Origin of the sequence: Comamonas halotolerans, from assembly GCF_030162935.1 — a bacterium.
Classification (GTDB): domain Bacteria; phylum Pseudomonadota; class Gammaproteobacteria; order Burkholderiales; family Burkholderiaceae_C; genus Comamonas; species Comamonas halotolerans.
The window spans coordinates 219,353-232,106 of the sequence record NZ_JASAUZ010000045.1 but is presented as its reverse complement, the minus strand read 5'-3'; the positions used below and the strand labels follow the sequence as shown (position 1 = coordinate 232,106).

Annotated in this window: 9 protein-coding genes and 2 pseudogenes; 5 read left to right on the top strand and 6 right to left on the bottom strand. The window is 55.7% G+C overall.

Features of this window, described 5'->3' with window-relative positions; all coding sequences use genetic code 11:
- Positions 1–88: 88 nt before the first annotated feature.
- Positions 89–370 (bottom strand): annotated as a pseudogene (locus tag QEP11_RS15390) (winged helix-turn-helix domain-containing protein); the annotation flags it as partial.
- 274 nt (positions 371–644) lie between these two features.
- Between QEP11_RS15390 and cysQ the strand changes: the two are divergent.
- Positions 645–1,424, top strand: coding sequence for a 3'(2'),5'-bisphosphate nucleotidase CysQ (gene cysQ, locus QEP11_RS15385; RefSeq protein ID WP_284337528.1), 780 nt, complete (start codon positions 645–647; stop codon positions 1,422–1,424).
- Positions 1,425–1,460: 36 nt separating this feature from the next.
- Positions 1,461–2,498, top strand: coding sequence for a tripartite tricarboxylate transporter substrate binding protein (locus QEP11_RS15380; RefSeq protein WP_284337527.1), 1,038 nt, complete (start codon positions 1,461–1,463; stop codon positions 2,496–2,498).
- Positions 2,499–2,552: 54 nt separating this feature from the next.
- Here QEP11_RS15380 and QEP11_RS15375 read toward each other — a convergent pair.
- A pseudogene (locus QEP11_RS15375) lies at positions 2,553–2,936 on the bottom strand (transposase); the annotation flags it as partial.
- A 519-nt stretch (positions 2,937–3,455) separates the two neighbouring features.
- A complete protein-coding gene (glmS, locus tag QEP11_RS15370) occupies positions 3,456–5,354 on the bottom strand; it encodes a glutamine--fructose-6-phosphate transaminase (isomerizing) (RefSeq protein ID WP_284337526.1) in 1,899 nt (632 codons plus the stop codon).
- Between the two features lie 134 nt (positions 5,355–5,488).
- Between glmS and QEP11_RS15365 the strand changes: the two genes are divergently transcribed.
- Entirely contained in the window at positions 5,489–6,010 is a 522-nt protein-coding gene (locus tag QEP11_RS15365; protein ID WP_284337525.1) for an Lrp/AsnC family transcriptional regulator, read from the top strand.
- A gap of 37 nt (positions 6,011–6,047) precedes the next feature.
- Here QEP11_RS15365 and QEP11_RS15360 read toward each other — a convergent pair whose 3' ends face one another.
- The 3 genes from QEP11_RS15360 to tyrS all read right to left on the bottom strand — a co-directional run bounded on the left by QEP11_RS15360 (position 6,048) and on the right by tyrS (position 9,940).
- Positions 6,048–6,833, bottom strand: a complete 786-nt coding sequence (locus tag QEP11_RS15360; protein WP_284337524.1) for a sensor histidine kinase — start codon at positions 6,831–6,833, stop codon at positions 6,048–6,050.
- 13 nt (positions 6,834–6,846) lie between these two features.
- Positions 6,847–8,283, bottom strand: coding sequence for a bifunctional UDP-N-acetylglucosamine diphosphorylase/glucosamine-1-phosphate N-acetyltransferase GlmU (glmU, locus tag QEP11_RS15355; protein ID WP_284337523.1), 1,437 nt, complete (start codon positions 8,281–8,283; stop codon positions 6,847–6,849).
- A gap of 424 nt (positions 8,284–8,707) precedes the next feature.
- The gene (gene tyrS / locus QEP11_RS15350) at positions 8,708–9,940 is read right to left on the bottom strand and encodes a tyrosine--tRNA ligase (protein ID WP_284337522.1); all 1,233 of its coding nucleotides are present in this window, start codon (positions 9,938–9,940) and stop codon (positions 8,708–8,710) included.
- Between the two features lie 185 nt (positions 9,941–10,125).
- Here tyrS and QEP11_RS15345 point away from each other — a divergent pair, with 185 nt between their 5' ends.
- Both QEP11_RS15345 and QEP11_RS15340 read left to right on the top strand, forming a co-directional pair.
- Complete coding sequence (locus QEP11_RS15345) at positions 10,126–11,484, top strand: M23 family metallopeptidase (protein ID WP_284337521.1); 1,359 nt, start codon at positions 10,126–10,128, stop codon at positions 11,482–11,484.
- A 71-nt stretch (positions 11,485–11,555) separates the two neighbouring features.
- Complete coding sequence (locus tag QEP11_RS15340) at positions 11,556–12,710, top strand: anhydro-N-acetylmuramic acid kinase (RefSeq protein ID WP_284337520.1); 1,155 nt, start codon at positions 11,556–11,558, stop codon at positions 12,708–12,710.
- The last annotated feature ends 44 nt before the right edge of the window (positions 12,711–12,754 follow it).

The following is a 12,754-nucleotide window of genomic DNA, read 5'->3' as shown; positions in this document are numbered from 1 at the left end:
CATCAATCCACATGATGTGCGCCCCCTCTTTGAGGGCTTGCTCACAGATATCTTTGTAGGTACTGGCATACCAGCGTTGTGCAGCACTTGACGCATCTTTCATGCGCTTGACGGGGCGATCCGCACTCAAATTCCAGCGCTGCAAATACTGTGCAGTGGTGCGCTCTGGCAAAACCATCCCGAGACGCTGCTGAATCAGCTGCTGCATTGCATCCAACTGCCACAACAGAAACGGCAACCCATGATCAGCCGGCTGTGTACTCACCAGCTGCACGTAAATATCCTGCTCCTGCACGGCAGACAAGGTGCGCCCCTCTCCCACCCTGCGTCCACGCTCACGGATAGCGACTGCCGGCCAGCCCCCTTTCATCCACGCTTTGTGCGCCGCAATGATGGTGGGTGCCGACAACTGCGTGGCTTGGCTGATCTGTTTCAGCGTCTTTCCCTGTAGACGTAACTTGACTGCATCCACACGCAGTTGATTGATTTTCTCAATGCTGAGATTTCTGCCGATGGACATATGCACTCCTATTAAACATTCACTTGCTAGGTGATGAATACCTGAATGCATTTACTGTCCAACCATCTCGCCGTAGGCGCATAGACCAAATGGACCACAGACAGCAGAAATGAAGGAGATTTTTGTGAGCCACCCCCAAAACCAGAACACACTGCTGGAAAGCGTCATGACAATTGCCCGCGAAGCCGGTGCCTTGATCATGGAAATTTATCAGTCCGATTTTGGAATGCGCAGCAAAGAAGATGCCTCCCCTGTGACCCAAGCAGACGAGCAAGCAGAGCAACTCATACTGACGTGCCTTCGAGCACTCGAACCACAAACTCCCATCGTTTCAGAAGAAGCTGCGGCGAATGGCCACATCCCCAAAACCAACAAACGTTTTTGGCTCGTAGACCCATTGGACGGTACCAAAGAATTCATCCAGCGCAACGGCGAATTCACAGTCAACATTGCACTCATTGAAGATGGTCACCCCATCCTCGGCGTCGTCTATGCCCCAGCACTGGACCGAATGTATGCCGGTGCGCAAGGTTCGGGAGCATGGATGGAATTCAACGGCCAGCGCCAGCCCGTCACATGCCGGGATATTCCTACAGATGGACTGGATGTCGTAGCTAGCCGCTCACACGGTGACAACCAGGCTCTGGATCAGTTTCTTCAAGGTCGTCTAGTACGCTCCATCAAAAGCGCAGGCTCCTCCCTCAAAATTTGCCTCGTCGCCGCTGGAGAAGCCGACATTTACCCTCGCCTTGGCCGCACCATGGAATGGGATATCGCCGCCGGCCACGCCGTGCTGGCCGCCGCAGGTGGCCAGATTCGCACACTGGATGGAGATGTGCTGCGTTACGGAAAATCAGACTTGAGCAACCCTCACTTCTACGCCTGCTCTCAGCAATACGCTTAAGTAGCAGGATCAGCATCAGCTTGACGCCCCGATTCCATGAACCCGTTCAATGCCAGCGCAACTGTATCAGCGGCACAACCCTTTTCTAGGTTGCTGGTGATTCTGATTACCCTGCTCAGAATCCTCGTTGCCATACTACTAGTCTACGGCGTCACCTGCGCCTCACCGGCCATAGCAACAAGTTCCACTAAACCTGTCAAATTAGTAGTGGGCTTTGGGGCTGGCGGGGCCATGGACATCATTGCCAGAGCCATTGCTACCCAGCTTTCTGAGAAGCTACAGCGACCGGTCTACGTGGAAAACAAGGTGGGTGCTGGTGGCGCGATTGCCGCCGCCTATGTGACCAAATCCCGTACAGATGGCAACACCTTGCTGTTGGCATCGCCAGCAGAAATATTCATCAACCAGCTCTTCAACCCTTCGCTGCGACGCAATGGCGTAGACCAGTTGGTTCCGGTCGCCCGCATCAGCGAAATGCCTATCGTTCTGGTCACCAATCAAGAATCACAGATTCAGCAAGTTACAGACATTCGCCAAGCAGCTCACAACAACCCAAAAGGCATCAGCTTTGCCTCATCCGGCATAGGCAGTTCACACCATCTGGCCGGAGAAATTTTCAAGCATTCACTGGGCGTAGAACTCATACATGTGCCCTACAGCGGCGGTGCAAGCGCTACCGCCAGCCTATTGGCCCAACAAGTGGATCTGCTTTTCGCTGGCATTGCGCCGATTGCGTCCCATATCCACAACGAAAAACTACGCCCTCTTGCGATTGCATCCGGTCAACGCTCGCATCTGCTGCCCAACGTCCCCACACTGCAAGAACTGGGGCTCAAAGGATTCCATCCTCTTTACTGGCAGGGCCTGTTCCTCCCCCAGGGCACTCCGGCCGAACTCGCCACTTTTTGGTCTCAGGTAGTTGAAGACCTACTCCAAGACCCGGCACTGGTCCATAAGCTAGAAGACATGGGATTCAGCATCGCATACCAAGAGCGCACAGATTTCATGGCCTTCTTGCATGCAGAAAAGCGCAATTACCAACACGCTACGAAGATAGCTGACCTAACCAATTAGAGGCGTTGTTGCATAAATCAATTTCAGGACAAGCTTCCCCAAACCCAGCCGTGGCTATGCCACGGCCTCCGTCTGAGGACGGCCTAGCTCTGTAAACCGATTCAATATTGCTGCTCGTATGTGCAGCTCGTTCACTTGCCGCTCAACGGTGCGAGACATCACACGCTCGCCCAGTCGCTTGATGCAGTGCTTCTTGGTTTCCACCAAGCTTCGCCTGTGATAGCCAATCCAGCGCTTCCAGATACTGCGCCCTAACCGCCTGCATGCAGTAATGGCCGAATTGCGCTGCTCAAAGACTCTTCCCCTCCGAATTAGAGCATTCTTGCGTGGAGGAATGATTGGGATAGCTCCATGCCTGATGAACGCTTCATAGACTTGCTTGGTGTCGTAAGCTCCATCACCTATGACACTCTCTAAGTTCTCATCCTTAGGCAAGCGTTTTACTGTTTCCAGTTGATGGTGCGGTAGCGAGGCTTAGATGACTGACTCATGTCGCAAGCCTACAGCTTGCGGCAGGTTGATTTATGCAACAACGCCCAACACATACAACCAAGGAATTTTGGGGCCTTGTGCAGGGCACACAGACTAAGACGCACTAACACAACCATTGATACGTCGTCGCTTCGCCTTGTCGTACGCCAGTACTGCCTGCGGCTTCGCGCCTCGTCTCAATCGCAAACCTTCGGTTTGCTGGGTAGTATTAGCGGCTCCAACTAGCCGCCAAAACAAAAAGCGCTCCAAAGGAGCGCCTTTTTCATAGCATTCAAAGCAATGTTGGAAAGCTCGACATTAAGATACTGTAAGAAAAATCGCTCAGATGTTTCTCAGTTTACGACTTTGCAGTTACAAACCCTCACCCCAAAACCTGCATGAATGCTAGTGTGGGGTTTACGACTTTAATTGCGAGTTTACGACTTTAATTATCCAGAATAACAATCGAGGACTTAAAACGGCGATTTACTCCACCGTCACCGACTTCGCCAGATTACGTGGCTTATCCACGTCAGTGCCACGCGCAACTGCCGTGTGATAAGAGAGCAATTGCAGTGGAACTACGTGCAAGATGGGGCTGAGGGCACCGTAGTTTTCTGGCATGCGGATCACATGCATGCCTTCTGCATTTTCGATGTTTGTCTTGGCGTCTGCCAGGATGTACAGCACGCCACCACGTGCGCGCACTTCCTGCATATTGCTCTTGAGCTTTTCCAGCAATTCATCGTTGGGGGCGACGGTCACCACTGGCATGGTGTTGTCCACCAGGGCCAGCGGTCCATGCTTGAGCTCACCCGCAGGGTAGGCTTCTGCGTGGATGTAGGTGATCTCTTTGAGCTTGAGTGCACCTTCCAGGGCAATTGGATAGTGCATGCCACGCCCCAGAAACAATGCGTTCTGGTGCTTGGCAAAGTTCTCCGCCCAGCTCACCACTTGAGGCTCCAGCGCCAGCACCGATTGCAGTGCCACAGGCAGGTGGCGCATGGCGGTCAGGTACTCCTGCTCCTGTTGTTCCGAGAGCTTGCCCTTGGACTGTGCCAAAGCCAGTGTCAGCAGGAACAGACCTGCCAGTTGCGTCGTGAACGCCTTGGTGGAGGCCACGCCGATTTCCACGCCTGCGCGGGTGATGTAGGCCAGCTTGCATTCGCGCACCATGGCACTGGTGGCTACATTGCAGATGGTCAAGGTGTTGGTCATGCCCAGGCTTTGCGCATGACGCAGCGCGGCCAGCGTGTCCGCCGTTTCGCCTGACTGACTGATGGTGACCACCAATGTCTTGGGATTGGGAACGCTGGTGCGATAGCGGTATTCGCTGGCAACTTCCACGTTGCAAGGAATGCCAGCGATGGACTCCATCCAGTACTTGGCCGTGCAACCGCTGTAGTAGCTGGTGCCACAAGCCAGGATCAGCACATTGTCGATTTCCTTGAAAACGCGCCATGCCGCTGTGCCATCAGCGCCGTCAAACAGCTCGGGAGCGATATGGACAATGCCTTCCAGCGTGTCGCCAATCGCACGTGGCTGCTCAAAAATCTCTTTTTGCATGTAGTGACGATAGGGGCCCAACTCCACCGCACCACTGTGCGCATGCACGGTTTTGACGGGGCGCTGCTCTGGCAGCACCGCATGGCCACTCTTGTCTGCAATCCAGTAACGACCTGGCTGCAAATCAACCAGATCCCCCTCTTCCAGATACACGATTTGGTCAGTCACGCCAGCCACAGCCATGGCATCCGAAGCCAGGAAGAATTCGCTATTGTCTTGACCAACACCCAGGACCATGGGAGATCCGGCGCGGGCACCAACTACACGGTGCGGTTCATCGCGGTGCATCACAGCGATGGCATAGGCACCATGCAGCTGTGCGCGCGCAGCCTTGACGGCTTCAAACAAGTCGCCGTTGTAGTGGCTGTCGACCAAATGGCAAATGACTTCCGTGTCTGTCTGGCTGGCAAACACATAGCCCTTGGTTTGCAGATCCGCACGCAGTTGCTCGTAATTTTCGATGATGCCGTTGTGCACCAGTGCAACACGGGCTGGCTTGCCACTATCGACAGTTTCGCCGGGGCCGTAGCTGAAATGCGGATGGGCATTGCGTACCGCAGGTTCTCCGTGCGTCGCCCAGCGTGTGTGTGCAATACCGGTGAGACCTTGCAAGTCATCCTGCTGCACCTGCTCCAGCAATTCAGACACGCGCGATGTGCTGCGTGCACGCTGCAAGCCCTGACTGATCGGTGTGCCAGTCACCATGCGGTGCACAGCCACACCACAAGAGTCATAACCACGGTATTCCAGGCGCTGCAAACCTTGCACCAGCAAAGGAACGATGTTGCGCGTGGAAACTGCGCCGACGATGCCACACATAGAAGGAACTCCGTGGAAAAATTGAAACTGCAACGATGCTAAGACCACATCAAAAAAACTAATGATCTATTTTTCTTTATTTTTGAAATAAAATTTCAGCACAAATTGTCACTGAAATTAATTTTCATATTTTAATGAATCATGAAACAAATATCGCAGATACAGTTCTAGACCTGACTGATCTACAGTTGCTGGATTTACTACAGCGTGATGCGGGATTGAGCAATTTGAAGCTGGCTGAACTGCTGCACATCTCCCCCCCAACCTGTCTGCGCAGAGTGCGTCGACTGCATACGCTGGGACTGATAGAACGCCAGGTAGCCATTGCACGCCCTGAAATGCTCGCGCCCTTGGTTGGTCATGGCTTGCAAGCACTGGTCGAAGTAACACTGGAGCGTCAGAATGCAGAAGCACTGGAAACATTTGAAGCTGCTGCTGTCGCAGAAGACGGCGTGCAGCAATGCTGGCGTGTCTCGCCAGGCCCTGACTTTATGCTGGTGATCGCCTGCAAAGACATGCCTGCATATCTCGCACTGTCACAGCGACTCTTCACGGCTCAGGCCAATGTGCGCAACGTCAAAACGTTTTTTGCCACCAAACGCGCCAAATTCAGCCCGCACTTGCCGCGCCTGGCACCCCTACCTCATACGCCCTGAAGGCATGCAACTCTGCCTGCTGCCCTTAGCCGCTAAATTACATCACCACAGGCCAGTTCAAGAACACCGTGCAGCCCATCTTTGGTTGCGACTGCACTCGCCAGCTTGCGCCGTGACGCTGTGCAATGGTCTGCACCAGAGCCAAGCCACAGCCCACACCGTCAAACTCATTGTCTCGGTGCATACGCTGAAACAGGTCTCCCAAATGCTGGGCGCGTTGATCGTCAAATCCCACGCCATTGTCTTGCACCTGCAATTGCCATCCTGCCGAATCCTGAGGGCGTGCGGCAAGGCTCACATGCGGTTGTGCCTCGCAGGCTGAAAACTTGACAGCGTTATCCAGCAGGGCCTGCATGATGCGGCGCAGTCCGTCCGCATCCGCCATCACCCATACCGGCTGCGTTGGCAAGGTCCACTGCACGCTTGGAAACTGAGCTCGCAACGGCTCCACCAAAGACGACACCAGCGCCGTCCAGTCGAGCGCCTCCCAATGCAGGGGGGCACGGGCGGCGCGGGAAATGGTAGCAAGACCATCGAGCATGGCACTCATCTTGCGCGCAGCATGTTCCATGGTTGCCGCAAACTCGCGAGCGTCCGCAACTGCCTCGATCGCTTGCGGTGCAGCATCGGACAACTCTTCCACAGCTTCTTTGAGCAAAGGCGCAAACGACACCACATGCCGTAGCGGTGCGCGCAAATCGTGTGCCACTGCCCGCATCCAGGCTTCATGCATTGCGTGCAGGCGATCCAACTCAGCCTGCTTTTGCACAATCACGGCCTGTGCAGCTTCCAGTGTGGCGGGGAGGGCAGTGGGCACTGACATGCTGAGTCCTGGTTTATGCCTTGGGCTGCTTGGCAGGACGCTGCCAATTGGCAATCGACACCTGCTTGCCACGTGCCACACTCAGCGCACCAGGCTCTGTGTTCTTGGTAATGGTCGAACCACCGCCCACCGTCCCTCCCGCCCCCAGGGTGACCGGTGCCACCAGCACGCAATTGCTGCCAATGTGCACATCTGCCTCAATCACGGTGCGGTGCTTGTTGGCCCCATCGTAGTTGGCAGTGATTGAGCCTGCGCCGTAGTTCACGCGCTCACCCACCGTCGCATCCCCCAGATAGGCCAGATGGTTGGCCTTGGCACCCGCAGCCATGGTGGAGTTCTTGACTTCCACGAAGTTGCCAATATGCACTTCCTTGCCCAGCAGCGCCCCTGGACGCAAGCGAGCAAATGGGCCAATCAGCGCACCTTCACCCACTTCGGCACCCAGCTTTTCGCCATCAATATGTGTAAAGGGATGAATCACTGCCCCCGCAGCAATCACTGCATTGCTGATGTGACAGCAAGCACCAATGCTGACGCCGTCACCGATCTCCACCTTGCCAGTGAAGATGCAGCCCACATCAATCTCCACATCTTGGCCGCATACCAGCTGCGCAGGATTGCCCCGAACATCATCACGCACATCCAGCCGGGCTGGGTCGGCCAGGCGCACGCCTTGCTCCATCAGTTGTCGGGCTTGGCGCAACTGGTGGGCGCGTTCCAGCTCCGCCAATTGCACAGGGCTGTTTACACCAGCCACCTGCACCTCATCACTGATTCGATGCGCCACCACATCCACACCATCTGCTACCGCCATGGCAACGATGTCGGTCAGGTAGTACTCGCCTTGGGCATTGTTGTTGTTGAGCCTGGATAGCCACTGTGCCAGACGCTTGGCTGGCACAGCCATGATGCCGCTGTAAATTTCGTTGATGGCTCGCTCAGCATCGTTGGCATCTTTTTGTTCCACAATCCGCTGCACGGTACCAGCGGCATTGCGCACGATACGGCCATAGCCTGTGGGATTGGGCAAAGTGACCGTCAGCAGCGCCATGCGCTGGTTGTCTGCTGCGGCTACCAGATCCTGCAAGGTTTGTGCCTGTGTCAGCGGTACATCGCCCGACAACACGACCACCATGCCATCGTCCGCCAGCGCAGGTACGGCCTGCTGCACAGCATGCCCGGTTCCCAGTTGTGGCTCCTGGCGAACGAACTTCAACTCCAGTGCCTGGGCACTACGGCCTTGTGCAATCGCTGCTTCAACCGTTTCTGCCCCATGTCCCGTAATCACCACGGCAGAGCGTGCATGCAACTGAGCGGCAGTATCCAGCACGTGCTGCAACAACGCACGGCCCGCCAGTTTTTGCAGCACCTTCGGTGTCTTGCTTTTCATGCGCGTGCCTTTTCCAGCGGCCATGATGACGATATCAAGAGGAAGTGCGTTCTGAGACATAAAAAAATCGATATTGAAAACAGCAATAACCCACGATTATCCTGCGCAACGCATGCAGATTGCATGACAGCATCTGTAAATGAACGTGAGCCCGGCACAACATTCAATGGTCAGGAGATTGATTTCAAAAAGGGAAGTGCCGCCCCCTTCGTCCCGACACTAGAGATATGTACTTCTTCTAGTTCTAGTAAGAATTGCAGGACGTTTTGCAAGACTTCCCTTGCAGCCCCCTGCGTGCAGAGTATTCAGACTCGCTTTTCCGCCTTAAAACAAAGCTTGATACGCGCGCACAGTTGGCTGGCTTCCAGCACAGCACAGCACAACACTGCAGCGCAACAACACAAGACAATCAATCCAAGCGCCATAAAAAAAGCCACTGCCTCAACCCCAGCAGTGGCTTCACAGCTTGCGCAGACCTTTGTGCTTACGCCAGTGTCACACGCGCAAACTTGCGCTTGCCCACTTGCACCACAAAAGTGCCGGCATCCACCTTCAGGCCACGATCACTGATCACCGCACCATCAATCCGTACACCACCACCGTCAATCAAACGATTGGCTTCACTGGTCGAGGGTGCCAGGTTGGCTTGCTTGAGCAACGCACCAATTCCCATGGGCGCTCCTGACATCGTCAGCTCAGGGATGTCATCCGGTATACCGCCCTTGGCGCGATTGATAAAGTCTTGCTCCGCCGCATCAGCTGCGGCGGCGCTATGAAAGCGTGTGGTGATTTCCTTGGCCAGCGCCACCTTGGCATGCTTGGGGTTGCCACCGGCTTCAATCTCAGCCTTCAAGGCATTGATATCCGCCATGCTCTTGAACGAAAGCAAGGTATACCAGTCCCACATCAGGTCATCGGAAATCGACAGCACCTTGGCGAACATGGTGTTGGCATCTTCCGTGATGCCGATGTAGTTGTTCTTGGATTTGGACATTTTGTGCACACCGTCCAGCCCCACCAGCAAAGGCATTGTTAGCACGCACTGCTGATCTTGACCATATTCCGCCTGCAGATGGCGCCCCATCATCAGATTGAACTTCTGGTCGGTCCCCCCCATCTCCAGGTCCGCCTTGAGTGCTACCGAGTCATAACCCTGCAACAGCGGGTACAGGAACTCATGCAAGCTGATGGAACTACCCTCTGTAAAGCGGGTATGGAAATCATTGCGCTCCATCATGCGCGCCACCGTGTACTTGGCGGACAACTCGATCATGCCGCGCGCGCCCAGCTTGTCGCACCACTCGCTGTTGTAGCGTACCTCGGTCTTGGCAGGGTCCAGCACCTTTGCAGCCTGGGTGTAGTACGTCTCGGCATTCACTTTGATCTGCTCGGCAGTCAGCGGTGGACGTGTGGAATTACGGCCCGAAGGATCGCCGATCAATGTGGTGAAGTCGCCAATCAAGAAAATCACCTGATGCCCCAGGTCTTGGAGCTGGCGCATCTTGTTCAAGACCACGGTATGGCCTAGGTGGATATCTGGCGCCGTAGGATCCAGCCCCAGCTTGATACGCAAAGGCACGCCAGTAGCCTCCGACCGCGCAAGTTTTTGAGCCCAGTCAGCTTCTGGCAATAATTCATCGACACCGCGCAACGTGATTTCAAGCGCTTGTCTTACAGCCTCAGTGACCGGGTATGTTGTAACAGCATTTTGATTCATAAGGGTTTTTTTCCAGCGCGGGGATTAGCCTCCCCGGTATACTTGGGGCTCTATTGCAGTGGTCAATTCTAGTCGGCAAGCCATTTACATACTTGGCAATGGCAACTATGCTGACAGAACGCGTGCCTTCTGCCTCACATGCCTATCCGTTTTCAAGGTACGCACACTTCCCGGGAACCCATGTTTTGACGAACAAACTAGTTTCTGCCGGCAGTGCTTTGCTCGCACAGCTGGCTCAGTCCATACAGCGTCACCCGAAGCGCCTGACTGCCGCCATCGCAGCCCTCATGCTAACCGCCGGAGGCGGCGCATTTGCTGTTGCATCGCTTGGTCCAGACCCTGCAGACATGCCTGTCCGCACACTGACCCAGACCATTCCATCCCTGGTGGATGGCAGTACGCTGGCTGACCTGACTGAACTGAACGAATTTTCGCTATTCCGTACTGACCATACCCGCTCCAGCGACACGCCTGAGTCTTTGCTGCAACGCCTTGGTATTGCCGACCCGAGCGCTTCCGCTTTCTTGCGCAGCAATGAGCTGGCACGCCAGCACATCTTCAGTCGCAGTGGCCGACTGGTTTCCGCTGAAACCAGTAACGACCATCAGTTGCAAAAGCTGACTGTGCGCTGGATTCAAGATGAGAACAGCCAGAACTTTCAGCGCTTGGTGCTGGAGCGCAATGCACAAGGCCAATTTAGCGCAACCGTTTCCAGCGCGCCTCTGGAAGTCAACACACGTTTGACTGGCGGAACCATCCACAGCACGCTGTTTGCTGCTACGGATGCAGCAGGCCTGCCTGATGCTGTCGCAGTGCAAGTGGCGGACATCTTTTCGGATATCAACTTCCACCGTCTGCACAAGGGCGACCGCTTCTCCGTCATCTACGAAACACTGGAAGCCGATGGAGAGTTCCTGCGCGCTGGCCGCGTGCTGGCAGCTGAGTTCCAGAACCGGGACAAGATCCACAACGCCATGTGGTTCCAGGAGCCTGGTCAGCGTGGTGCTTACTACGCCATGGATGGCTCCAGCCTGAGCCGCGCCTATTTAAGCTCTCCCGTGGAGTTTTCACGCGTCAGCAGCACTTTCTCGATGCGCAAGCACCCCATTCACAACACATGGCGCAAGCACCTGGGCACTGACTTTGCTGCTCCCACCGGCACCAAAGTTCGCACCGTGGGCGATGGCGTGGTTGAGTTTGCAGGCTGGCAGAACGGTTTTGGCAACGTGATTTTCGTCAAGCACACCAATACCGCGCACGTCACTGTCTATGCCCACCTCAGCCGCATTGACGTCCAGAAGGGCCAGACGGTTGAGCAAGGCCAAAACATCGGCGCAGTGGGCTCTACCGGCTGGTCTACAGGCCCTCACCTGCACTTTGAGTTCCGCGTCAATGGTACACACCAGGATCCGCAGACCATTATTGCCGACAGCGAAGCCAATGAGATTTCAGAAAAAGTGCGTGAGCAGTTTGCCAAGCACGCCGAGTTCATGCACATGCAACTGGCCTCCGCAGATCTGATTCGCCAAGCCAGCGCCCAATAAGCCTGTGCTACCCTCTCCAGGGCCTCGAGCAATCGAGGCCCTTTTTCTTTGCCTGACTCCTAGCTTGCTGTATGACCACCTTCGCCACACCACCTGCCAACGAGTTGTATATCGGCCTTATGTCAGGCACCTCTTTGGATGGTGTGGATGGAGTCTTGGTGCATTGGGACCAAAGGCAGCACATGCATGTGCAAGCCTATGCCACACAGCCGTTTCCCACAACACTGCGTCAAGAGCTGATGGCCTTGAACAGCCCCCACGGCATCAACGAGCTGCACCGTGCGGCCTTGGCAGGCAATGCGGTGAGCCGCACCTATGCACAAGTAGTTCAGACGCTGCTTGAGCAAAGTGGCACCCCTGCCACTCAAGTGCGTGCCATTGGTGCCCACGGACAAACCGTGCGCCACCAACCTCTGCAGCACGATGGTACGGGCTATACCTTGCAACTGCAGAACCCGGCACTACTGGCCGAACTATCCGGGATCACTGTCGTGGCGGATCTGCGCAGTCGCGATGTGGCAGCAGGTGGACAGGGAGCCCCCTTGGTTCCCGCATTTCATCAGGGTGTTTTTGCGCACGCTGACTGCGCGACAGCGGTGCTGAATATCGGCGGCATTGCCAATATCAGCGTTCTACCGGCCCAGACGGACACACAAACGCCCATCACCGGCTTTGACTGCGGCCCTGGCAACGCATTGATGGATTGGTGGTGTCTGCAGCACACTGGCGCTGCTTACGACGACCAGGGGCGCTGGGCTGCAAGCGGCACCGTCAATCCGCCCTTGTTGCAGCAATTGCTCACCGAGCCTTTTTTGCTGCAGCCACCACCTAAAAGCACAGGCCGCGACCTGTTCAACCCCGCATGGCTGCAAGCGCAGCTGGAATCTATTGCCACACAGCCTTCAGCCCAAGATGTACAAGCCACGCTGACCGCCTTCACCGCACAAAGCTGCGCACATGCCGTGCAGCACTATGCACCTGACAGCAGCCGTTTGCTGGTCTGTGGTGGCGGCGCACTCAACACCGAGTTAATGCGCCAGCTGCAAACATTGCTACCGATGGTAAGCGTCCAAAGTACAGCTTCACAGGGCCTTCACCCATTGCAAGTAGAGGCCGCCGCATTCGCCTGGCTGGCCCGTCAGTGCATGCTGGGCCTGCCAGGAAACCTTCCCGCCGTCACTGGAGCCCACGGCCCACGCATCCTGGGCGCCATTTACCCTGCTTGAACAGCAGGAATGACAGCTTTAACCACTGGCACCACACTCGCTGT